This is a genomic window from Arthrobacter sp. (assembly GCF_031179985.1).
Classification (GTDB): Bacteria; Actinomycetota; Actinomycetes; order Actinomycetales; family Micrococcaceae; genus Arthrobacter.
The window spans coordinates 1-22,637 of the sequence record NZ_JAPSHJ010000035.1; the positions used below are offsets into that span (position 1 = coordinate 1).

General features: G+C 62.4%; 25 protein-coding genes. 7 read left to right on the forward strand and 18 right to left on the reverse strand.

From position 1 onward, the window contains the following. Positions 1-85: 85 nt before the first annotated feature. The 6 genes from RIN13_RS14710 to RIN13_RS14735 form a co-directional block, all read right to left on the reverse strand. Positions 86-700, reverse strand: coding sequence for a GNAT family protein (locus RIN13_RS14710; protein ID WP_309108089.1), 615 nt, complete (start codon positions 698-700; stop codon positions 86-88). 32 nt (positions 701-732) lie between these two features. Further along, positions 733-1,617 (reverse strand): 3-hydroxyacyl-CoA dehydrogenase family protein, encoded by an 885-nt coding sequence (locus tag RIN13_RS14715; RefSeq protein WP_309108090.1) that lies wholly within the window; start codon positions 1,615-1,617, stop codon positions 733-735. After that, a complete protein-coding gene (locus RIN13_RS14720) occupies positions 1,614-2,405 on the reverse strand; it encodes an enoyl-CoA hydratase/isomerase family protein (protein ID WP_309108091.1) in 792 nt (263 codons plus the stop codon). Before RIN13_RS14720 ends, RIN13_RS14715 begins: the two co-directional genes overlap by 4 nt. Then, a complete protein-coding gene (locus RIN13_RS14725) occupies positions 2,405-3,634 on the reverse strand; it encodes a thiolase family protein (RefSeq protein WP_309108092.1) in 1,230 nt (409 codons plus the stop codon). The genes RIN13_RS14720 and RIN13_RS14725 overlap by 1 nt, the downstream gene beginning before the upstream one ends. Positions 3,635-3,787: 153 nt before the next feature. After that, entirely contained in the window at positions 3,788-4,459 is a 672-nt protein-coding gene (locus RIN13_RS14730; protein ID WP_309108093.1) for a pentapeptide repeat-containing protein, read from the reverse strand. Beyond that, complete coding sequence (locus tag RIN13_RS14735) at positions 4,459-4,917, reverse strand: SRPBCC family protein (protein WP_309108094.1); 459 nt, start codon at positions 4,915-4,917, stop codon at positions 4,459-4,461. The genes RIN13_RS14730 and RIN13_RS14735 overlap by 1 nt, the downstream gene beginning before the upstream one ends. Positions 4,918-5,053: 136 nt before the next feature. Here RIN13_RS14735 and RIN13_RS14740 point away from each other — a divergent pair, with 136 nt between their 5' ends. After that, positions 5,054-5,230, forward strand: a complete 177-nt coding sequence (locus RIN13_RS14740; RefSeq protein WP_309108095.1) for a CsbD family protein — start codon at positions 5,054-5,056, stop codon at positions 5,228-5,230. A gap of 129 nt (positions 5,231-5,359) precedes the next feature. Here RIN13_RS14740 and RIN13_RS14745 read toward each other — a convergent pair whose 3' ends face one another. The 6 genes from RIN13_RS14745 to RIN13_RS14770 form a co-directional block, all read right to left on the reverse strand. Then, complete coding sequence (locus RIN13_RS14745; RefSeq protein WP_309108096.1) at positions 5,360-6,820, reverse strand: amino acid permease; 1,461 nt, start codon at positions 6,818-6,820, stop codon at positions 5,360-5,362. Between the two features lie 139 nt (positions 6,821-6,959). Beyond that, positions 6,960-8,663: a ribosomal protection-like ABC-F family protein gene (abc-f, locus tag RIN13_RS14750; protein WP_309108097.1), complete on the reverse strand. Its 1,704-nt coding sequence runs from the start codon at positions 8,661-8,663 to the stop codon at positions 6,960-6,962. 130 nt (positions 8,664-8,793) lie between these two features. After that, the gene (locus tag RIN13_RS14755) at positions 8,794-8,940 is read right to left on the reverse strand and encodes a hypothetical protein (RefSeq protein ID WP_309108098.1); all 147 of its coding nucleotides are present in this window, start codon (positions 8,938-8,940) and stop codon (positions 8,794-8,796) included. A gap of 4 nt (positions 8,941-8,944) precedes the next feature. Continuing rightward, positions 8,945-9,820 (reverse strand): metal ABC transporter permease, encoded by an 876-nt coding sequence (locus RIN13_RS14760; protein ID WP_309108099.1) that lies wholly within the window; start codon positions 9,818-9,820, stop codon positions 8,945-8,947. 2 nt (positions 9,821-9,822) lie between these two features. Beyond that, positions 9,823-10,575 carry a metal ABC transporter ATP-binding protein gene (locus tag RIN13_RS14765; RefSeq protein WP_309108100.1) on the reverse strand — a complete coding sequence of 251 codons (753 nt, stop codon included), beginning with the start codon at positions 10,573-10,575 and terminating at the stop codon, positions 9,823-9,825. Continuing rightward, positions 10,572-11,525, reverse strand: coding sequence for a metal ABC transporter substrate-binding protein (locus RIN13_RS14770; protein ID WP_309108101.1), 954 nt, complete (start codon positions 11,523-11,525; stop codon positions 10,572-10,574). The genes RIN13_RS14765 and RIN13_RS14770 overlap by 4 nt, the downstream gene beginning before the upstream one ends. Positions 11,526-11,577: 52 nt before the next feature. Between RIN13_RS14770 and RIN13_RS14775 the strand changes: the two genes are divergently transcribed. Beyond that, positions 11,578-12,327 carry a type II CAAX endopeptidase family protein gene (locus RIN13_RS14775; RefSeq protein WP_309108102.1) on the forward strand — a complete coding sequence of 250 codons (750 nt, stop codon included), beginning with the start codon at positions 11,578-11,580 and terminating at the stop codon, positions 12,325-12,327. On the opposite strand, the gene RIN13_RS14780 is transcribed toward RIN13_RS14775, so the two are convergent. The 4 genes from RIN13_RS14780 to RIN13_RS14795 form a co-directional block, all read right to left on the reverse strand. Beyond that, complete coding sequence (locus RIN13_RS14780) at positions 12,296-14,200, reverse strand: hypothetical protein (RefSeq protein WP_309108103.1); 1,905 nt, start codon at positions 14,198-14,200, stop codon at positions 12,296-12,298. The genes RIN13_RS14775 and RIN13_RS14780 overlap by 32 nt on opposite strands. Positions 14,201-14,262: 62 nt before the next feature. Beyond that, positions 14,263-15,180, reverse strand: coding sequence for a carbohydrate ABC transporter permease (locus tag RIN13_RS14785; RefSeq protein ID WP_309108104.1), 918 nt, complete (start codon positions 15,178-15,180; stop codon positions 14,263-14,265). A 3-nt stretch (positions 15,181-15,183) separates the two neighbouring features. Then, entirely contained in the window at positions 15,184-16,128 is a 945-nt protein-coding gene (locus RIN13_RS14790) for a sugar ABC transporter permease (protein WP_309108105.1), read from the reverse strand. A 3-nt stretch (positions 16,129-16,131) separates the two neighbouring features. After that, positions 16,132-17,406 carry a sugar ABC transporter substrate-binding protein gene (locus tag RIN13_RS14795; RefSeq protein WP_309108106.1) on the reverse strand — a complete coding sequence of 425 codons (1,275 nt, stop codon included), beginning with the start codon at positions 17,404-17,406 and terminating at the stop codon, positions 16,132-16,134. A 264-nt stretch (positions 17,407-17,670) separates the two neighbouring features. On the opposite strand from RIN13_RS14795, the gene RIN13_RS14800 reads away from it, so the two are divergent. The 4 genes from RIN13_RS14800 (at position 17,671) to RIN13_RS14815 (ending at position 21,250) form a co-directional block, all read left to right on the forward strand. Next, positions 17,671-18,111 (forward strand): VOC family protein, encoded by a 441-nt coding sequence (locus tag RIN13_RS14800; protein WP_309108107.1) that lies wholly within the window; start codon positions 17,671-17,673, stop codon positions 18,109-18,111. Positions 18,112-18,132: 21 nt separating this feature from the next. Next, entirely contained in the window at positions 18,133-19,107 is a 975-nt protein-coding gene (locus RIN13_RS14805; protein WP_309108108.1) for a 1,4-dihydroxy-2-naphthoyl-CoA synthase, read from the forward strand. Positions 19,108-19,175: 68 nt separating this feature from the next. Continuing rightward, complete coding sequence (locus RIN13_RS14810; RefSeq protein ID WP_309108109.1) at positions 19,176-20,309, forward strand: AMP-binding protein; 1,134 nt, start codon at positions 19,176-19,178, stop codon at positions 20,307-20,309. A 59-nt stretch (positions 20,310-20,368) separates the two neighbouring features. After that, complete coding sequence (locus RIN13_RS14815; RefSeq protein WP_309108110.1) at positions 20,369-21,250, forward strand: 1,4-dihydroxy-2-naphthoate polyprenyltransferase; 882 nt, start codon at positions 20,369-20,371, stop codon at positions 21,248-21,250. Between the two features lie 5 nt (positions 21,251-21,255). On the opposite strand, the gene RIN13_RS14820 is transcribed toward RIN13_RS14815, so the two are convergent. Further along, on the reverse strand, positions 21,256-21,564 hold the full coding sequence (locus RIN13_RS14820) for a DUF4229 domain-containing protein (RefSeq protein ID WP_309108111.1): 309 nt from the start codon (positions 21,562-21,564) through the stop codon (positions 21,256-21,258). Between the two features lie 108 nt (positions 21,565-21,672). Here RIN13_RS14820 and RIN13_RS14825 point away from each other — a divergent pair, with 108 nt between their 5' ends. After that, positions 21,673-22,062: a PLDc N-terminal domain-containing protein gene (locus RIN13_RS14825; protein WP_309108112.1), complete on the forward strand. Its 390-nt coding sequence runs from the start codon at positions 21,673-21,675 to the stop codon at positions 22,060-22,062. 365 nt (positions 22,063-22,427) lie between these two features. Here RIN13_RS14825 and ccsA read toward each other — a convergent pair. Continuing rightward, positions 22,428-22,637: cytochrome c biogenesis protein CcsA (gene ccsA / locus RIN13_RS14830; protein ID WP_309108113.1), on the reverse strand; the 210-nt coding region annotated here is incomplete at its 5' end.

Sequence of the window (22,637 nt, forward strand, 5' to 3'; positions counted from 1 at the left end):
GGGCATCGATGCTGCGGGCGAGATCGAATAACTCCGACTTCGGCATTCCGGTTCGCGTTCTGCACTCGAAGTAGACCGTCATGGGTTAGACGCCGCGCTGCTTTGCCAGGCGGTACTCGAGGCCGTTCCGGACCATCGGCCATTCGTGCTCAAGGATCGAAAACACCACGGTGTCCCGGAGCGCTCCGTCCGTGCTCCGGGTGTGGCTGCGGAGAACGCCGTCCTGCTTGGCGCCCAAGCGGGCGATAGCCTCGCGGGACTGATGGTTCATCCAATGGGTACAGAACTCGACGGCGACGCAGCCCAGGGTTTCGAAAGCATGCCGAAGCAGCAGCAGCTTCGAGTCGGGGTTGGTGCCCGAGCCCTGGACAGAGGCCGCATTCCAGGTGGAGCCAATCTCAAGCCTGGGTGTTTCATGATCGATGTTCATGTAGGTGGTCATCCCGATCACCTTCCCGGGACGGCCTGTGGCAGGATCCAGCAACCTGGTGGTGAAAGGCACCATTGAACCATGTTCCTGGAGAGCCAGGCGCCGGTCGATCTCAGCCGCCATGCCCTCAGGAGACGGGACCGAGGTGTACCAGAGCTTCCACAGCTCGCCATCCCGGGCTGCTTCCTGGAGCCCGTCGAGGTGTTGGTGGCCCAAAGGCTCCAGCATGACGTACTTGCCGGTCAGGATAACGGGTTCGATGCGGTTCACCGCCCCATCCTAGGCACAACACCCTCCAGCCCTTAGTTAGTCCAGTCGAAGAACCCCCTGCCGCTCTTTCGTCCCAGCTCACCGCGAGCCACCTTGTCACGCAGGATCTGCGGCGGAGCAAAGCGCTCCCCGAGGGTGGAATGCAAGTATTCGGCGATGCCCAGGCGGACGTCCAGCCCAACGATATCCGTGGTCCGGAGGGGTCCCGTGGGGTGCTTGTAGCCCAGCACCATGGCGGCATCTATGTCCTCGGCTGAAGCCACCCCTTCTTCCAGCATGCGCATCGCCTCCAGCGCTATCGCAACGCCCAGCCGCGAGGAGGCAAAACCCGGAGCATCACGGACGACGACGGCTGTCTTGCCCAGCGCCTCCGTCCACTCTTTTGCGGCGGCGGCCAGCTCGGCCGAGGTCTCCCGTCCGAGGACCACTTCAATCAGGCTCGAGGCAGGAACAGGGTTGAAGAAATGCAGTCCCACAAAGTCCGCGGGGCGCTGCAGCTGCTCGGCAAGCTCCGAAACTGAGAGCGAGGACGTGTTGGACGCCAAATAGGCTCCCTTGTGCAGCTGCTGCTCAACTAGTCTCAGGGCGCCAGCCTTCAGTTCGAAGTCCTCAGGCACAGCCTCGACCACCAGGTTGCAGTCCGCGAAATCGGCATAATCCACCGAAACGGCCAGGCGTGAAGCCATTTCGTCCAGATTCCCGTCAGTGGAGCCGCGCTCTAGGGATTTCGCTGCCGCGGATTCCACACGTTCGCGGGCGGCAGCGGCCGACGGTTCATCTCGCTCTACAACGGTGACGCGGGCACCGTTGATCAGGAACGCGTGGGCAATTCCGGCGCCCATCCGGCCTCCACCGAGTACGCCCACTTTGCGTGGAAGCTTCTGCGGCAGGCCAGGGGGAAGTGAGGAATCGCTCATGCCTTTTTCTTCTTCCGATTGGCAGATTTGTTGTCCAGGAAGGCCTGCATCCGCTCGAACTTGGCCTCGGACTCGAACAGGATCGCTTGCGCCAGCTGGTCGATGACGGGGTGGGCGTCCGGCGGCGCGTGGAAAACGGACTTGGTGATGCGGACAGCCAGGGGGTCCTGCTGCCCAATCCTGTCTGCGAGATTGTGTGCTGCGGCCATCAGCTCGGGAGCGTCGTGGATCCCGGTAATGAGGTGCGCAGCCAGAGCCTCCTCGGCCCTAAGCACCAGACCGGCGAGCAGGATCTGCTTCGCCAGGGGTTCACCCACCAGTTCCTTCAGCCGCCAACTGGCCCCTGCGGCAGCAAGAATCCCCAAGCCCGTTTCCGGATTGCCGATCCGGACAGTGGGAGTGCCGATCCTGAAGTCGGCGGCGTAGGCCAGCTCCGCCCCTCCCCCAAGGCAATAGCCATCCAACGCGGCGATGACCGGCATAGGCAGCTTGGCGATCCGCACGAAAATGGTGGAGTTGATCCCCAGCAGCGCATCGTCCCTCCTACGTTCCCGGAGCTGGGAGATATCCGCGCCCGAGGCGAAAACCCCTTCCACTCCGGCGATGATGAGGATCTTGGGCCGCCGCTCCAGTGCGGCGCAAACCACATGGAGCTCGTCCACCATCTGCTGGTCAATGGCGTTACGGACTTCGGGACGGTTGATCAGCACCACTACCCTGTCCTCGCGCTCTTCAACGAGGAGAGTGGCGAAAGCCTCGGAACTGAGCAGCTTCGAATCCGATCCCATTACACTCGCTCCAGCAAAATGGCTGCTCCCTGGCCAACGCCAACGCACATGGTTGCCAGCCCCATCCTGGCATCTTCGCGTTCCATCCGGCCCAGCAACGTAATGGTGATACGGGAGCCGCTGGAACCGAGCGGGTGTCCCAAAGCGATCGCGCCGCCGTCGTTATTGACAATATCGGGGTCAAGCCCCAAGCGCCGGATACAGGCCAGCGATTGGGTTGCGAACGCTTCATTAAGTTCGACGGCGCCAAGGTCGCCGACGCTGTAGCCGCTCCGCTCCAGCACTTTCCGGGTAGCTGGAACAGGGCCGATGCCCATAATTTCAGGCTCGCAGCCGGCTGAGCCGCCGTCCACAATGCGGGCACGGGGAGTCAGGCCGAGCCGCTCGATGGCTGCCTCCGACGCCACGATGATGGCCGAGGCGCCGTCATTCAGGGAGGACGAATTACCCGCCGTGACAATGGATCCCCCCGTGGTCACAGGCCGGAGTCCGGCGAGGACCTCAAGGTTTGTGTCCTCCCGGGGACCCTCGTCGGTGTCAACCACCGTTTCCCCTTTGCGGCCCTTTACGGTGACGGGGACGATTTCGTCCCTAAACCTGCCGGCGGCGATGGCCGCGAGGGATCTCTCATGGGAGCGGACCGCAAAGGAGTCGGCATCTTCGCGGGAAATTCCGTCCACCCGGCCGACTTCCTCTGCTGTTTCCGGCATGGAGAATGTCATCTTTCCGTCCCGGGACAATTCCCCCTTAGTGAAGTGCGGATTGGCGAAGCGCCAGCCAATGGAGGTGTCGAAGATGGCTCCAGGCTTGGCGAACGCGGCCTGCGGCTTTTCCTGTACCCAGGGCGCGCGGGTCATTGACTCCACCCCACCAGCAACCACGACGTCGGCCGCTCCTGCCTTGATCATGTGGCTCGCCATCAAAATTGCACTCAGCCCTGACGCGCAGAGCCGGTTCACTGTAATTCCCGGGATGTGCACCGGCAGTCCGGCCAGCAGAGTAGCCATGCGGGCCACGTTGCGGTTTTCCTCGCCTGCCCCGTTGGCATTTCCGAGGATCACTTCCTCGATGGAATCCGGATCCAGCCCTGCCCGCGACACGGCCTCCCGGACCACCAGGGCGGCCAGATCGTCGGGCCGGACAGCTGCCAAGGCGCCGCCGTAACGCCCGACGGGGGTTCGGACACCACCCACCAGAAATGCTTGGGGTCCTGCTCCTGCTTGGGCCATGGGTTCATCCTTCACACGATTAACAGCACTGTCATCAGAACGGCAAACAGCTCCTCGGGCAAGACGCAGGCCCGGCGACCAGCAATATTTACCGACCGTTCGTTCTATAAAGATTACACGGCGGAATCAAGGGGTCAACCAACAGCCCTTCGGTTACAGGACGCGGACCCCCAGATGCGCAGCCAACAACGGTGCGAGGAGACTGAGCTGGTAATCATCAATGACCACACCCGCAAGGCTTTCAAGGCCGTTGATGGTGCGAAAATCCGTGGTGCGCAAGTCGAAGTCCTTCAGCTTGGCGCCGCTGATATCAAGGGTACCTATGGTGCAGTTCCTCAGAGCGACGCGGTTGGCTGTCACAGAGCCCAGATCCAGTTCATTGATGATGCAGTCGCTGATCTGGACATCGTTGAGTTTGGAACCGCGCAGGTTCAGGTAGTCGAGTTTGCCGCCGTCGACCCTCACGGATTGCCAGCCGCTCTCGTAGATTTCCGCCGATCCCCAGCGCGGGCTCGAGATCTCGACGTCGCGCCACGTGGTCCGCGCCGCGGCAAACACCGGAGCATAGACCTCACGCAGCACGCAGTCCTTGAATGAAGCGCCCCGCAACTGGGCCTCGTTGAAGGAGACGCCGGCGAACTCGCACTCGGCAAAATCAGTTCCATTGAGTTCGAGGCCGTCGGCTGCCGCGCGGCTGTACCGGGCGCCGTCGTACCTCTCACCCCGGCGGAAGTCGGGAGCAGGATCCTCCCGAAGCTCCGTCAGGCGAACGGGCGACAGTCTGGGACTTGCAACTTTGGCCGACCCAGCGGAACCTGCAGCCACTACAGCGACTCTGCTTTGGCCGCGATTTCAGCGAGATCCTTCGCCAGTGCCTTGCGTGTGAAGCTCATTCCGATCTTTCCAAAGATGGCCATCATGGCTTTGCTGAACGCACTGGGCTCGCGCATCCCGGCTCCGAGCGTGAGCGTCAGGTCCGTGCCGCCGTCGCGCTCGGCAAGCGTAAAACGGGAGGTGTAGTCGGCACCGCCCTGCAGGGCTTTCACAGTGGTGCTGCGGGGAGGGTCAGCCTGGGCGACCCACATTTCCACGGTTTCAGAGCGGCCCATCATGGTGCGCGTCTCCTTCCACCGGGTCCCCTCGCCGTAGGGCCCGTCCGTGAGGAGCTGGACGGAATCAATGCCCGAAAGAGTGGCCGCTGAGCCAGGAATGTCCGAAATGACAGCCCAGACCTTATCCGGGCTGGCGTTGATGTGCTTGGTGATGGTGGTGGTGTGCTCCATACTCCGACCCTAGCCGGGGGCGGCGACAATCAGGAGAACGGCAAACTACCCAATCCCCCACTTGAAATAGTAAGCATGCTTTGTGTTACGGTAATTGTGCTTAGTTTTCAACCGGCAACGAAAGGTGGTTTACACCATGGGTATCGGCGACAAGATTCAGAACGAAGCGGAAAACCTCGGCGGCAAGGCCAAGGAAGCAGCCGGCAACGCCACCGATAACGACCGCCTTCGTGCAGAAGGCCAGAAGGACCAGGTTGTTGCTGACGCCAAGAAGGTTGGCGAAAACGTGAAGGACGAGTTCAAGAGGGACTAAGACAGAACAGCAGCCAGGGCCATTAAGCCCCAGCTGCTGAACTGGTTTTAAGGCGCCGGTGGCGGACCTTCCTTTGGGGGAGGCCCGCCACCGGTTTTCTTTCGCAATGAATATTGACCTGAATAAGGGCTAGCTGAACAGTACGTTCCTGGGCTCGTTGTTCTTGACCTTCTGCCAGCCAAGCCACAGGAGCAGCGCGAAGAACGGGATGGTAGCCAGCGTCCACAGGCCCAGGTGGAACACTTCGCCGGTCTTGCTGGTCATGGTGTCGAAGCCAATGAGCACGGTAATGGCCAACAAAGAAATGAGGCCTGCCCAGCTGCTCCACGGCGAACCCGGCATCGGCAGGCTGGAAACCTTGCCCTTCTTCGTGCGCAAGGCGATCTGGCTGGCGAAGATCGCTCCCCAGGTGAAGATCACGCCGATGGAGGCGGAGTTCAAGGCGAGGTCGAAGGCGTGCGAGCCGCCCAGCCAGATGTTCAGCAGGATGCCGACGAGGTAAACGGCACCGATGGCCAGGATCGCGGCGTACGGCACGTGGCTCTTGGACATCCGGGTCAGCCACTCCGGGGCGTGACCGTTGTTGGCCATGGTGCGGAAGATACGACCGATCGAGTACAGGCCCGAGTTGCAGGAGGACAGTGCGGCGGTGATGACGATCATGTTCATGACATCGCCCATCCAGCCCAGGCCCATCTGGCCGAATACGGTGACGAACGGCGAGGTGCCGGCAACGTACTGATCCGAGGGCAGCAGCATGGCCAGAAGGGTCACGGAACCAACGTAGAACACCACGATCCGGAAGACGACGGCGCGGATCGCTTTGGGAACTTCCTTCGCCGGGTCCTGCATTTCACCGGCGGTGATGCCCACGAGTTCAATGCCGTTGTAGGCGAAGATCACTGCGTTCAGGACCAGGATCATGACGAGGGCACCCTTGGGGAACATTCCGCCCTCGGCTGCGAAGAGGTTGCTGACAGAAGCATTGCCGTCACCCACCTGCGCGTTGGTGACAACCATAAATGTGCCCACGGCCAGGAAGATGACGATGGCGCCCACTTTGAGGCAGGAGGCCCAGAATTCGAATTCGCCGAACGCCTTGACGCTCAGGAGGTTGACGCCCACGAGCAGCAGCAGCGCTGCAATCGCGGACAGTTCGACCGGAACGTTGGGGAAAAAGAACTGGAAGTACAGTCCGATCGCGATGAGTTCGGCGATGCCTGTCATGGCCCAGTTGATGAAGTACATCCATCCGGAAAGGTACGCGCCCTTCTTGCCGAACATTTCGCCGGCGTAGCTGACGAAGGAGCCCGACGTCTGGCGGTACATGACGAGCTCGCCGAGGGCGCGCATCAGCAGGTAGGCGATGACGCCGGCAATGGCGTACGAGAAAATCAGGGCGGGCCCGGTAGAGGCAAGGCGCCCGCCGGCACCCATGAAGAGGCCGACGCCGATTGCGCCGCCCATCGCGATCATGGTGACCTGACGGCCGCTCAGGGACTTCTTGTAGCCCTCGGCGCTGAGAGTGGAGTCGACGACGGCGGGTTGCGTCGTCGCGCTCTGAAGTTCTGTGGGGGTGGTTTGTGGCACAGCTGATCCTTGTGGGTAGGGGTTTGGCTGCGCGCCTCAGCCCCCGTTTGAGCACAGAATATTCGGGTTTTACCTCTTTTGAAGGCAGTATCTGTGCGTGAACTCACATGGGGCCGAATGGTGGCACGGCTCATCCATCCTACAAGACTCCCCGCTGGAGCCGTGACCCGGGCAACAGTGAGCCGTTCTCCATCGAGTACCTGACCCAGCGTCCGGCGTCATCCGTCCTTGCCTTTTCGCTCTTCCGTGCGCAACCCGCGAACCACTCCCGCAGGGCGCGGTCGTGGCTGACCATGACCAGCGTCCCGGCAAAACCAGCCAATGCCTCCTCGAGTTGCTCCACGAGCACCGGCGCCAGGTGATTGGTGGGCTCATCCACGATCAGTGTGCCGTAACCGCCCAGCAGCAGCCTGGCCAAGGCAAGCCTGCGCTGCTGCCCGGCGGACAGGCCACCCACCGGAACGTGGAACTCGCTGGTGCGGAACAGCCCCAGCCGGAGCAGCGCCTCGGCGTGCTCGTCGATGTTTCCGCCCAGACCGGCAGCGAATGCCGGAAGGAGACGGAGTCCGGGCCTCTTGGGGAGCTCCAATTCCTGTTGCAGGTAGCCGATCCGCGCTGGCCTCGTCACGGTCCCTTCAACAGGTTCCAGTGTGCCTGCCAGAAGTGAAAGCAGTGTCGACTTGCCCGCACCGTTGGGTCCCGTGATGAGGATCTTCTCACCGGCGTCGGCATGGAAGTCCGTGGGCTCGAGGCGGCCGGGAATCGCCACGCCCCGGGCATCCAGAACCTTCACTGGGACATCGGCTGCCTCCGGATCCGGTTCGGGATCCACATCGAGCTCTGCGGCCAGGCGCAAGGGCACGGGCGGCCTGTCAACGGGGCTCTCCTCCAGGCGCCGCAGCCGTTCCTGGGCGTTGCGGACCTTGCTGCTGGCTGCCTTCTGCCAGGTCCCGGCCTTGAAATCGAAACCCATCTTGTCGCCGTCGCGCTGGCGGGCGTAACCCATCTTCGCGGAAACGGTGGCGGCCTGGCGCTGTTCGGCCTCCATGGCGTCCAGCCAGGCCTCGTATTGCTGGACCCAGCGTTGGCGTTCCGCTGCCTTCTCCCGAAGGTACCCCTCGTAACCGTTGCCGTAGCGGGTCACGGAGCGGCGCTCGGCATCGACCTCGATTACGGTGGTGGCTACTTTCCTCAGCAGCACACGGTCGTGGGAAACCACCACCACGCTGCCACGGTGGGCGGCCAAACGGTCCTCCAGCCAGGCGGTTCCACGGGCATCCAGATGGTTTGTGGGCTCGTCCAGGAGCAGGATGTCCGCGGGGTCGGCCAGGACGCACGCCAAGGCCACCCGTTCCTGTTCTCCGCCGGAGAGCGAGCCCAGCATCCTGTCCCGGTCCAGGCCGCCCAGGCCCAGCCGGTCCAGCGCTGCCTCCACCCTGGATTCCGCCGCGTAGCCTTCGCGCAGCTGGTACTCGGTCTGCAGCCTGCCGTAGGCTTCCAGTTCCTCGGCTTCGGCGTCGGCCAGCCCGGCCTCCAGGCGGTCAAGCTCAGCCTCGATGGCACGCAAAGACGCCAGGGACGCGTCAATGGCAGCTCCCACCGTGAACGACTCCGGCAGGCCGTGTGTCTGGGCCAGATAGCCCACCCTCCCGTGGCTGGCCACCGTGCCTTCATTCGGCACCTCCAGACCGGCCATGATCCGGAGGAGGGTGGACTTGCCTGCCCCGTTTTCGCCGACTACGGCCACGTGCTCACCCGCAGTAATGACCAGGCTGATGGTGTCCAGAAGTTGGCGATCGCCATAGCCATGGGAAACGCCGGAAAGAGAGAGATGTTCGGTCATCGGAAGTCCTTGAACGTCAGGAGGGGTGCCCCGGAGCATGGCAGGGGATTCCGGGAAACCTGGATAATCCCTGAAAGCGTGGCGGAGGCCTTGGCATACGGAGTGAGGCACGGCTGAGCGGCGCCTTCAACTAGGACTTCATCGGTCCAGACTGCCAAGTGCCAGCCACAACGTCAAGGCGGGTGCCGCCGTCGTCGAACTCGCCGGAACGGTGCGGAGTCGCCGGAACTTTCCGGCGAGCCGGCACTGTTCCGGCGACTTCACGCTCCTGAGCCATGTTTCTAGGCGGAAAATGCCGCCACTTTCTTCCGGCGGGCCTTGGCCAGGCGGGTCCCGATCAGGCCCTGCCGTGGGCTGAAGAGATAGACGACGGCGAACACGGCCCCCTGAGTCAGTACCACCATGCCACCGGAGGCGGTATCCAGGTAGTAGCTGAGGTAGATGCCGGCGATGGAGCAGGCAGCGGAGACCACCGGGGCGATCAGCAGCATCCTGGAGAACCTGTCCGTCAGCAGGTACGCCGTGGCCCCGGGGATGATCAGCATGGCCACTACCAGCACCACGCCTACCGTTTGCAGCGCCACCACGGACGTCAAAGCCAGGAGTCCCAGAAGCAGCGCACCCAGCCGTCGCGGCGAAAGCCCTATGGCGTGGGCATGGACCGGATCGAAGGCATACAGGGTGAGGTCGCGCCGCTTCAGGATGAGGATGGCGAACGCCACTACTCCAAGCACCAGGACCTGGATCAGGTCCGGCACGCTGACGCCGAGGAGGTTGCCGAAAATGATGTGGTTGAGGTCTGTCTGGCTGGGAGTAACGGAGATGAGCACCAGGCCCAACGCGAACAGCGACGTGAACACGATCCCTATGGCCGCGTCCTCCTTGACCCGGCTGGTGTTGCGGACCACCCCGATCAGGGTCACGGCGATGAGCGCGAACACGAGGGCACCGAGAGCAAAGGGCGCTCCCACCATGTACGCCAGGACGACTCCCGGCAGGACTGCGTGGGAAACGGCGTCGCCCATGAGGGACCATCCGATCAACACCAGCCAGCAGCTGAGGACGGCACAGACCACAGCGGCGAGTGCGGTGGTGATGATAGCGCGGACCATAAAGTCGTAGCTGAGGGGCTCCAGCAGGATGTCGATAAGGTCCATCCTCAGCCCCTTCCGCGGTTGAGGACGTCCAGGCCGAACGCCATAGCCAGGTTTTCCGGCTGCAGCACCACATCTGGCGGACCATGCATCAGGACCTTGCGCATCAGCAGCACGGCCTCATCACACAATTGCGGCAGGGCATGGAGGTCATGGGTGGAAATCAGGATGGTGCAGCCGTCAGTGGCCAGTTCGCGCAAAAGGCGGGTGATGGTGGCCTCGGATCGCTTGTCCACCCCGGCGAAGGGTTCGTCCAGGAGCATCATGGTGGCGCCTTGGGCGATGCCGCGTGCCACGAAGGCCCGCTTTTTCTGGCCGCCGGAGAGCTGCCCGATCTGGCGGTCGGCGAACTCCGTCAGTTCCACCCGGTCCAGGGCATGCTCGACGGCGGCACGGTCCGCTTTGCTCGCACGTCGCGTGAACCCTTGGTGGCCATAGCGGCCCATCATGACGACGTCGCGGACGGACAACGGGAACTGCCAGTCCACGTCCTCGCTTTGCGGCACATAGCCGATTCCGGCTTTCCTGCGCGCCTTTGAAGGCGACTCGCCGTGGATGAGGACCTTTCCGGCGTCGGGCTTGATCATCCCCATGATCACTTTGAAGAGGGTGGATTTTCCCGAACCGTTCATGCCCACCAGTCCGCAGATGCGCGCCGGGTCCAGGGTGAGGGAGGCGGCGTCGAGCGCCAGAACCTCACCGTAGTGCACCGTTACTCTGTCCACGGAGATTGCAGGGGTAGCGGTTCGCTGGTTCATGACGGCGAGCCTGTCAATGCTTCCGTGATGGTCTTGGCGTCGTGCCGGATCAGGTCCAGGTAAGTGGGCACAGGGCCATCCGCTTCAGATAGGGAGTCAACGTAGAGAACTCCGCCGAATTTAGCATCGGTTGCACTCACAACCTGCTGCATGGGCGCGTCCGAAACTGTTGATTCGCAAAACACTGCCGGAACCTCGTTGGCTTTGACGTACTCGATGGCCCGTGCGATCTGCTGGGGCGTGGCCTGTTGCTCGGCGTTGACTGCCCAGATGTAGACCTCCCGTAGACCGGCGTCGCGGGCCAGGTACGAGAAGGCGCCTTCACACGTCACCAGGGCCCGCTGTTTTTCCGGGACAGCGGCCAGCTTTTGGACCATCTGATCCTGCACGGACTGGAGCTCGGCCTTGTACGCCTTGCCGTTGGCTTCGAAGATGGCAGTGTTGCCGGGGTCGAGCTTCGAGAAAGCCTTCACCATGTTGTCGACGTAGATCTGTACGTTCACGGGTGACATCCAGGCGTGGGGGTTCGGCTTTCCCTCGTAGGCATCCTCGCCGATGGGCATCGCTTTCACCCCGTCACTGACGACGGCGTGGGGAACGTCCAGCCCCTCCACAAACTGGGCGAACCAGACTTCGAGGTTCAGCCCGTTGTCGAGGATGAGATCTGCCTGGGCGGCTTTGCGGATGTCTCCCGGGGTGGGCTCGTAGCCGTGGATTTCGGCCCCCGCCTTGGTGATGGACTCAACGCGGAGCTTGTCCCCGGCCACATTGCGGGCGATGTCGGCAAGAACCGTGAAGGTGGTGAGTACTACGGGCCGGTTGTCATCTCCCCCGCTGGCGCCGGGAGAGGCGCCGCCACAGGCCGCAAGGGAAAGGGTCAGGGCCGCTGCTACAAATGAAACGGAGGTTCGGCGGACTACTTTGGCGCACCGAAACAAAAAGTTAGGCATACCGAATATTGTAGGAGAACGCGGAGGATGCCTGCAACGCTAGGCTTAATACATGGATACAGTCCAACGGATTCCGCCAGCACCACCCGAACTTCAGCGCGTCTCATCCCTGGACCTCACGGCCTTGGGCCTGTACATAACCCTGTTCGCCCTCGCCGGCCAGCTACTGCTGCCGTTGCTAAAGCCAGTCTCTCCCAATGCGGCCATAGCTACCTACTCGGTGAACCTGATTTCCTACGGCTGCGTTGGAATCGTGGCTTTTCTTGCTGCACGGCATATTGTTGCGCGGGACCTCAGGATCCTGGGCACCCGTCCGTGGTTCACGCTGCTCATGCTGCCCGCCTGCCTGCTCGGCATGCTGATAGTCACGTCGATCCTCGTTGCCCTGGCGGGAACAGTTGAACCATCCGTTAATCAGGCTTCCGTCCAGGAACTGATCCAACAGGTGCCTGCCTGGCTCATAGTGCCGTTGCTGGTGGTGGTGGCGCCGTTTGTAGAGGAGTACTTTTTCCGGCATCTCCTGATTGGCAAGCTGAGCCGGCGGATCAACATCTGGGTGTGCTGCGGGCTCTCCGTGGTTCTCTTCGCGGCACTCCATGTGCTGGGCAAGCAGGACCTGACGCTGACGGTGCTGCTGCCGTACCTTGCCATGGGCGCCTCACTGGTCTTTGTGTACGTGTGGACCGGCAAGAACCTGATGTTTTCCTACTTTGTGCATGCGGCGAAGAATCTGCTGGCGGTGGTCTTCATTTACGCCATACCGGCGGAGCTTATGGACCAACTGCAGCAGCTCCAGCCGTAGCGCCTGTCCCCCGGAGCGTCAGCCGCCTGGTGCCACTCGTCCGCCCGGTGATGTACACCTTCGTGCCCTCGGAGGCGTTGGTCCCCCGGAGGTAGGTGTAGTTCTCCCCCGCGTTGTACACGGGAGGTGTGTCCGGATCGGCCGCAGAGCCCGGGCCGAACTCGATGACGTCGCCGCCCACCGAGTAGCGGCCCATGGAAGCCACCAGCTGGTACACACCCTCCGACACTTCTTCCACACCCTCCAGGACACCCCCGGACCGGAAAGTCAGCTCAAGGGCAAACGAGGTGTGGGCGCCGTCGAAGGTGATGTCAACGTCCGCCTGATGGCCGTTGACTGCAACAGTCACTTCGGTACGGAGCCAGTGCTGGACGGCGGGCCTGCCCGCAAAGTCCATGGCCGCGCTGAAGCGGCCCTCATGGGATTGTTCGTAGATTCCATCCTCCCGGCGCCGTTCAGCGGGCAACGGAAGATAAAAGGAAGCTTCCACCCTCTCGTGAAGCCGGACGTCCTCCCCCTCTGCCACAGTTCCCATGCTGCGGAAGGGGCCCAGGTTAAAGAAGTTGCGCGTGAGGCGCACGTCGCTCAGAACGCTGTTTCCGTGCCGGAACCGCAGAAAGGTGGGGTTGTTCGACAACCCCGAGGCAACGCCCGACGCCGAATGGTCGCCGCCGCCGAAGACCGTCACGGCTGTTTCCCCTTGCCGGAAGCGGTATGTTGCACAGCTCCCGAGGGCGGCCCGCGCGGGCTGGAGCACGGAGGGCATCTGAACTTGCCCGCGCTGCTTTTGCCCCTGCTGAACTTGTTCGTTTTGCTCTTGCGGAACGGGCTCCTGCCCCTGCGTAAGTACTCCGGCGAGTCCTGGCTGAACCTTGGTCTGCGCCAGCAATTTTGCCGGTTCCAGCAGGGGGAACCCTGCGAGCCAGCCGGCCGCCGCAGCGAAGTCGCTGCGGCCATCCTGAATGGCCAGTCGCCGGTACGGCAGCAGGAACCCGGCTCCGCCGAAGTCCAGCCACTGATCCTGGCGGCGTGAAAAGACCGATTCAACCGTTCCATCCGGGTTGAACCACGGCAGGAACGCCTCAAGGTTCTTCCGCACATGGTCCAGGAGCTCCGGGCGGCCGGACGAGTCGGCGATGATCAGCAGGGAAGGGTTGGTGACGGCCGAGGCATAGAGCGGGCTTCGCTCCGAGTACATGCCGTCCGGCAACTGGTCGATGCCTTCAGCCAGCCACTCGTCTATTCTCCGGTCAATTTCGGGCCGGGGATCCAGGCTGTGGATCTGGGCGAGCGCGGCGCACAATTCCCAACGGTGGTTCGGGGTGTGGACTCCGCCCTCGACAAGAGCCGGAGTGATTTTCGCGATGATCTGCCAGAGCCGCGCTTCGATCTCCTGCAGCACCGCTGCTGACTTACTGCCTGCACCCTCGCTGCCTGCACCCTCACTGCCTGCACCCCGCGAGCCAGCTCCGGTGCGTATACCGGATTCGCCACCCTGAGCCCGGAGCAGCTGCACCGCCAGGCAGGCGTCGTTGATGGTGAAGGCCGAGTCCGGTGGTGAGCTGAGGTTGTCTCCGCCGAACAGTCCGTCGGGGCCCTGCAGCTGCTCGAGCCGTTCGAGGCAGCCAATCATGGGATCGACCAGCTGCCGGCTGCCATGCAATCCGGATTCCGGCGAGGTGAAAACTGTGACGAGCCCCAGCAGATGGCTCATTGCCGTCCTATGGGGCATTCCCGCCCTGGCGGAGCTCTCCTGCCGGGACGCAAGCAGCAGCGGCAGGATCGCCGCCGCCTCGCGGTCTGCGTCGGCCGCTATCCTTGCCAGGAAGGCCTGATCAGTCTGGGTGGTCTGTAGGATCTGTGCGCTCCGCACTGCTGCCTTTCGTGCTCCTCCGCAGGGACGCTGGAGGTTTCTAGCTGGTTTCTGGCGGACGGTTAGTCCTTCAGGCCGGCGCTGACGTCGGCGTTGAGGACGTATTTTTGGAAGACGAAGAACACGAGCACCAGGGGCAGGATGGAGATCACTGAAGCTCCCAGCAGCACAGGCCAGTCGATGTTTTCTGCGCCGACGATGCTCCGCAGCGCCACCTGGAGGGTGTACCACTTGGGGTCGTTCAGCACGATCAATGGCCAGATGTAGTCATTCCAGCGCCACTGGAAGGAGAAGATGGCCAGCGTGAACAGGATGGGCCGGGACAGCGGGAGCATGATCCGGAAGAAGATCGCCAGCTCGCTGGCACCGTCGATCCGGGCTGAATGCAGAAGGTCGTCCGGGACTGTCAGGAAGAACTGGCGGAACATGAACACACCGGTGGCAGTCAGCACAGACGGCACTATGATGCCGGACAGGGAGTTGTACAGGCCCAGATCCCGGATCACGGTGAACGTCGGGTTCAGGATCACCTCAGTGGGCAGCATAGTGGTGGCAAGAATGCAGACGAAGAACAGCCGCGTTCCCGGGTTGTTGTACTTGGCCAGGGCATAGCCCGTGCAGGCGCTGAAGAAGACCGTCAGCACCGTGGTCACGAGCGCCACCGTTGCCGTGTTCAGGAAGTATTGCGCAAAGTCCACACGCTCCCACGCGTCGATGAAGCCCTGGAACGTCCATTCCCTGGGAATCATCGACAGCGGATAGGTGAACAGCTCACTTCCGGGCTTGAACGAACTGAGGATGAACCACAGGAGCGGAAGGGCGTAGATGGCCACGATCAGCCACATAAGGCCTGTGAGCGGCGCGGACAGCTTTGCCCGGCCGTGCCGTAAGTTCTGCCTGTCAGCGTTGCGGGCGCTCTCCTCGGCCCCAATGACGATTGCCTCGTCCGAGACTGGAGGCAGGTTGGCAGCTGTTGTCATGGTTCAGCCCTTCTTCCGGTTGAAGCGAAGCTGGATGAGCGCGATGGCCAGCAGGACCGCCATCAACACCATGGACGCGGCACTTGCATAGCCCACCTTGGACTGCTCAAAGCCGGTCTTATAGATGTACTGGACGATCAGGACGTTCTCGGTTCCCGGTCCGCCGTTGGTCAGCGCCTGGATCATGGCGAATTCCTTCATCGCATGGATGGTGGACAGCAGAATAACCATGAACGACGTCGGCGCGATGCCAGGCAGCGTCACGTGCCGGAACCGTTGCCAGGCATTGGCTCCGTCAAGTTCCGCCGCCTCCAGCAAGGCCTCCGGGATGTTCTTCAGCGCAGCTATGAACAGGAGCATATTGAAGGCCGTGCCGCCCCAGGCAGCAGCAAAGATCACCACGGTAAGAGCCAGGTTGCCATTGCTGGACCACGGCAACGGGTTTCCGCCCAGCGTGGAGATGATGAAGTTGACGAAGCCGAAGTCCTGGCCGAACATCCACTTCCAGATGACGCCCACCACGATGGGCGAGATCAGCCAGGGAAGGAAGATAATGATCTTGGCAGCCGTCCGCCCCCTGACCGCCCTGCTGACAAGGAGGGCGGCAACACCGAGGGATGAGACGTAGACCAGGGGCACCGACAGCACCGTGTAGAGGAACGTGCGGCTCAGTGCAGCGTAGAAGGTGCTGTCCGCAAAGAGCGTCTCGAAGTTTCGCAGACCAATGAAGTTCAGTTTGCCGATGCCGCGGTAATCCGTGAACGAGTAGATGAGCCCGAGCGCTCCGGGCCAGACGAAGAACACCAGGAAGAGCACCACGTTGACGCCGATGAGGATCAGCGGGGCAAGGACGTAACGGTTGTGGCGCTTTTGCTGGGACTTGCTCCGCACGGCCGGCGTGCGGAGCGCCTCAGAAGTCACTGTGGAGCCCGTGGTTGGAGTAGCCACGGCTTAGCCGCCGTTGTAAAGCTTCACGATGTTATCCACCGTGGTTTTTGCGTCCTGGCTGCCGCCGAGCATCTTGACAGTCTCCTCGCGCAGCGGGTCTCCCGAGAATGGCGTGGTGGCGTAAGCTTCAGCAACCACGCGCCTGATCGGGTTCTCGCCCTTGCCCTCATTCTCGGCGATCTGCTGCTGGTACAGCTCGAAGGCAGCCTGCTGGAACGGGTACTCCACCTTGAGGTCCTTGGGCGCCAGGTAACCGCCCTGCTTGGCGAACTCGGTGTAGTTGGCGTCGTCGTAGAACCAGTCAATGAACTTCTTGGCTTCCTCGTCCTGGCCTGTGTCCTTGAATGCGACCATAAAACCGCCGCCCAGGTTCGTGGCGTTCAGCGGCTGCTTGGGCAGCGGCACGGACATCCACTCAAAGTCCTTGATGTTCTTGTTGAAGTCGGCTACTTGCCAGCTGCCGGAGTAGTACGCGGCGACCTGGCCGCTCTTGAACATCGCGTTTCCGTCCTCGCCGCTGAGCCAGACGGATTTAGGCATGGTCTTGTCGTCGTTGATTTTCTGAAAGTATTCGAGCGTCTCAACGGCCTTGTCGTCTGCGGCGTACTTGTCGCCTTCCTTGGGGAATGCCGTGCTGCCGAACTGGTACATCATGGCGCGCAGGCGGTGACCCGAGCGGTCCATCACCACACCGTACTTCGCACCGGCTTTCTCGCGGACCTGGTTGACGGCCGCGACGAATTCATCCCACGTCCAGGCGTTCGCGATCTCGGTGGGGAATGCGACCCCGGCCTTGTCGAAGAGGCTCTTGTTGACGAACAAGCCCACGGCCGTGAGGTCCGACGGGATGGCCGGGATGGTTCCGTCCGGGGCTTCCTGCAGGAAGTTCTCATCGATTTTCCGGTTCTTGGCAATGTCTGTGAGGTCCTGCAACTGGGGGGCCCACAGTGGATCCAGGCCGGTAACGCGGGCCAGGGCCGGCAGGTCGTTGGCAGTGGCCGCATTCTTCAGCTTGGTGGTGATGTCTGCGGTGGGAACGTCCACCACCTCGATGGTGATGCCGGTGGCTTCCTTGTACTTCTTTGCTGCTGCGGCGAAAGCACCACCCTGGTTGGTGTCACCGGAGAGGACCAACTGAAGCGGCTTTGACGGGTCGGCTGTGCCCCCACCGCCACCGCCTCCACAGGCACTGAGAGCCAACGTGGCGGCCGACAAGCCAAAGACCGCCTTTCCAAGCTGGCGGCGGCTGAGCTGGGTAAAGATCGTCTTCTCTGACACTGGACTTTCCTGTCTGTTCCATGGTTGGTACCGCTGATCCGGGACCAAGCTGGGGCGGCTGAGAACAAGTGGGAGAATCCCCAATACTCCTCGTTGGAAAAGCCTTTCCCACGCCTCCACTGTGACCCATGTCATGACAATCTGTCAAGCTTTTGTTGGGGGCGAAGTGGTCTCTTTGATCCAGGCAGGAAAAGGACGTGATCAGGTCCCCACTTGTCCGCAAAGGCCTTCCTTCGAGCGAGCCAGCCCAGGTATTTTCGTTCCATGGCACTGAACATCCAGATAGCAGTCGACTGCAAAAATCCCCACGAGCTCGCCGATTGGTGGGCTGAAACCCTCGAGTGGTCGGTGGAACCACAGGACGAGTCCTTCATCCGTTCCATGATCGAGAAGGGATTCGCAACAGAGGCCGAGACCCGGCTCCATCAGGGAAGGCTCGTGTGGCGCGAAGGCGCCGCCATCCGGCCACCGGATGAGATCGATGCCAAGCAGCCAACGCGGCGCATCCTGTTCCAGTCCGTTCCTGAAGAGAAAACCGTCAAGAACCGGATTCATTGGGATGTCAGGATTGAAAGCGCTGACAAGGACGAAGTGCGGAAAGCACTGGAAGGCCGGGGCGCAACATTCCTCTGGACTGCCAATCAGGGACCGCATTCGTGGCACACCATGGCTGATCCCGAGGGCAACGAGTTCTGCATCAGCTAGCACGATTACTAGACTCGGTGTGTGAGCACCCAACTACCTGCCAAGGTTTCCGACGTCTTTGATCCTTCCCGTTGGCGCACGGTGTCCGGCTTCGACGATTTCCAGGACCTGACATATCACCGGCAAGTGGAACGTTCCGGTGACGGTTCCGTGGTGCGGGACTTGCCCACCGTGCGCATTGCCTTCGACCGGCCCGAAGTCCGCAATGCCTTCCGTCCCGCAACCGTGGACGAGCTCTACCGGGCGATGGACCACGCGCGAATGACCCCGGACGTGGCAACTGTCCTGCTCACCGGCAACGGGCCCTCCCCTAAGGATGGCGGGCACTCGTTCTGCTCCGGCGGCGATCAGCGGATCCGCGGCCGCGATGGGTATCGCTATGCGTTGGACGGCGCTTCCGGCGCCGCCGGGGAGTCCGCTGAATTCATCGACCCCGCCCGTGCAGGCCGTCTCCACATTCTGGAGGTGCAGCGCCTCATGCGCACCATGCCCAAGGTGGTGATCGCCGTCGTGAACGGCTGGGCTGCCGGCGGTGGCCACTCACTCCATGTGGTCTCCGACCTCACCATCGCTTCCCGTCAGCACGGCAAGTTCAAACAGACAGATGCCACGGTGGGAAGTTTCGACGCCGGTTACGGCTCAGCGCTGCTGGCCCGGCAAATCGGGCAGAAGGCCGCCCGGGAAATTTTCTTCCTGGCGCGAGAATATTCGGCGGAGGACATGGTCCGCATGGGCGCTGTCAATGAGGCTGTGGACCACGAACTGCTCGAGGACGTGGCCCTGGAGTACGCGGCTGACATCGCGCGGCAATCCCCGCAGGCCATCCGCATGCTCAAGTTCGCTTTCAATCTGGCCGACGACGGACTCGCCGGCCAGCAGGTGTTCGCCGGCGAAGCCACCCGGATGGCATACATGACGGACGAGGCCGTGGAGGGCAAGGAGGCCTTCCTCGAGAAGCGCGAACCGGACTGGTCACGGTTCCCTTATTACTTCTGATGCGCTTCTGATGCTCACGCATCCGCTTCCAGCCCGCATGCTCCAGCCATAGTCGAAGGCAGACACTTGTGAACATTGAACCCGCGCTCAAGGCTCTCGCAGCCGCCCTCCATGGCGAGGGTCCCGCCGTCGAACTTTCCACGGCCCTGGACGGGAGCCCCGTTGTGTCTCCCGTCCAGACCCCGGGGTTCGATGACGCAGTGGTGGTGGTGCGGACTTCAGGTTCCACCGGTATGCCCAAGGCGACAGTGCTGACGGTTGAGGCACTTGCGGCTTCTTCCATGGCTACGGCGCTGGCCCTCAAGGGCGAAGGCCAATGGCTGCTTGCCCTGCCTGTGCAGTATGTCGCCGGGCTCCAGGTTCTGGTTCGTTCACTGTTTGCCGGAACGCGCCCCTGGGCGATGGATCTGTCCGCCGGCTTCACTCCGGATGCTTTCACTGCAGCCGCCCTCGAACTCACAGACAGGATCCGGTTCACCTCCCTGGTACCGACGCAACTGCAGCGGCTGCTGGACTCCCCCGCGCCCGAAACCCTTGCCGTTCTCCGCCGCTTCAACAGCATTCTCCTTGGGGGTGCCCCCGCGTCCGCAGAGCTGCTGCAGGCCGCGCGTGAGGCCGGGCTCCGGGTGGTAACCACCTATGGTTCCGCCGAGACCTGCGGCGGATGCGTGTACGACGGCGTTCCCATCGAAGGCGTGAAAGTGAAGGTTTCCGACACCGGACGGATCCTCCTTGGCGGGGACACTATTGCCGCCGGCTATCTGGATGATCCCGACCTCACCGCCGACGCGTTCATCGAGGAGGACGGCCTCCGCTGGTTCCGCACGAATGATCTCGGATCCATCAATGCAGAAGGCATCCTGACCGTGCTGGGCAGGTCAGACGACGTCGTGATCACCGGAGGCGTCAAAGTTTCCGCCGCACACGTGCAGGCAGAACTTGAAAAGCTCGACGGCGTCACGGCAGCTTTTGTGACGGGCGTCCCGTCAGAGGAGTGGGGGCAGGCTGTAGCCGCCTACGTCGCCGTCGCCGACGACAGTCCGCAGGGGATCAGCGGCTTCACCGCCAGGCGCTACGACCTGCTGGGACCCCTGGCGCCCAAGACGGTGCTGGCCGCCCCGGAACTGATCATGTTGCCTAACGGAAAACCTGACCGCCTGGCCATGACGGAGTTGCTCAACGAGCTCCATCAGGGAAAGTAAAGTAGACCTGCAACCCGCTGCACGTCCGCAGCATCCTGAACCAACAAGAGGTACTCACTGTGGCAACAGCCGCCCAATGGATCCAAGGCGCCCGTCCGCGCACGCTGCCGGCAGCGATCGCTCCGGTACTGATCGGCACGGCCGCCGCTTTCGAGATGGGTGCCTTCCGGCCGGTCAACGCCGTTCTGGCCGGTATGGTGGCGCTGCTGCTGCAGATTGGCGTCAACTACGCTAACGACTACTCCGACGGCATCCGGGGCACTGATGAGGACCGGGTGGGTCCGTTGCGCCTTGTGGGATCCGGCGCTGCCCGCCCCCACCAAGTCAAGCAGGCCGCCTTTGCAGCCTTCGCCCTGGCCATGCTGTGCGGACTGGCCCTGGTAATCATTACGCAGGCATGGTGGCTCATCCTGGTGGGCCTGGGCTGTGTACTGGCTGCCTGGGGCTACACGGGAGGGAAGAACCCCTACGGCTACCTGGGCCTGGGAGATGTCTTCGTGTTCGTCTTCTTCGGACTCGTGGCCACCCTCGGCACGACGTATACGCAGGCTGGCCACATAAACCTCGCAGCCATTATCGGCGCCATAGGCACCGGGCTTATTGCGTGCGCCCTGCTGATGGCCAACAACGTCAGGGACATTCCCACTGACACCAAGGCCGGCAAAAAGACGCTGGCAGTACGGCTGGGAGACAAGCACGCACGGGAGAGCTACGTCCTGATGCTGGCCGTTGCCATCCTTCTTGTGGTGGTTCTGGCGCCTGGGCGCCCATGGATGCTCCTGGTGCTTCTGCTCATCCCCGCGAGCCTTATGCCGTCCTGGCTCATGATCAACGGCAGGAAGCGCAAGAGCCTCATCCCTGTCCTCAAACAGACGGGCCTGATCAACCTGGGTTACAGCGTGCTGTTCTCTGCAGGCCTGGTACTCACCCGGGGCGTCTAAACCTCTCAGGCGTCTTTGGGGCGCTTTTCCATTTTGACTGTGACGTCAGGGTGGGCATCCACCAGGCTGTCCTCGGCGTTCGCGTCATCCACTTCGCCCGCGGTCCGGATCGGTTTGGCGCGGCCGGAGAGCCGCTCGTGAACTGCCCCGGCGGCGGCGTCGCGCTGCTTCTGGAAGAACAGGTAGCTGATGCCAAACGCTATGAGGCCAGCGCAGATCACGGACATAAAGGCGCCCAGCTCCAGCAGCTGGAAAAGCACGAACAACGGCACAAACAGTGCCAAACGAATCAGGGAGTATTTCAGGAAAGCCACTCTTCAAGTTTAGCCGCCCCCGAAGACGCCTGTTATCGGCCGGACCTAGCCGGCCGCTGTGATCCAACCGTAGCCATGTGAGCGGCCCCCGGAGGCTAGACTGGATGTATGCCCCGCGTTCTGCTCGCCGTCGCCGTCCTAACCATCGTTGTCTATGGTCTGGTTGACGTGATCCGGACTGATCGGCGGCTCACGCGTGGAATTTCCAAGCCCGCCTGGATTGTGGTGATGGTGGTTCTGCCGGTGATCGGAGCCGCGCTCTGGTTCATTTTCGGCCGCCCCCGTGGCAGCAGGCCGGCGCAGCAAACCTTCCGCCACCCTACAGCTCCCGACGACGATCCCGAGTTCCTCCGCGCTCTGGAGCTCCGGCGCCGTAACCAGGCCGAGGCTGACCGGCTTAAGAAGCTCAAGGACCAGCTCGACGCGCGGGAACAGAAACGCGGCGACGGATCCGATGAAAGCCACGACGACGCCCAGGGCAACGACGAAGTTAAGTGACCCGGGTTATGTGACTGCGTCAGTAACCCGGATTCAGTGACCTGCTAAACCGCTATCAAAACCGGTACCAAAACCGGTCAGTTTTTCGCGTCATAAAAAGCCAGCCGTCCGCGTATAGAAGGCGGGGGAATCTTCACCCCGTCTATCGAATCAGCGGTCCGGGGGAACAGGCGTGGAATCAGCGGTTGATGTTGGAGATCTGTATGCGCAGTACCGGCAGGCAATGGACGGAAATCCTGACGCCGATACAGCATTGGCACTGACATGGAACGTCCTGGAAGCAGCCGACCAGGCCTTGGGGCCAAGACGGAGGAACTTGCCAAAGGACCGGATCCTAGAGGCCGGGCCTACTAGAGGCCGGGATACTAGAGCCCCGAGTACGAGTGAAGGCCGTTGAAGAACTGGTTCACGATGGTGAAGTTGAAAACCACGCACAGGTAGCCCACGATTGACAGCCATGCGGCCCTGGTTCCCGTCCAGCCTCTTGTGGCCCGGGCGTGCAGGTATCCGGCATAGACAACCCAGATCACAAACGTCCAGACTTCCTTAGTGTCCCAACCCCAGAAGCGGCCCCA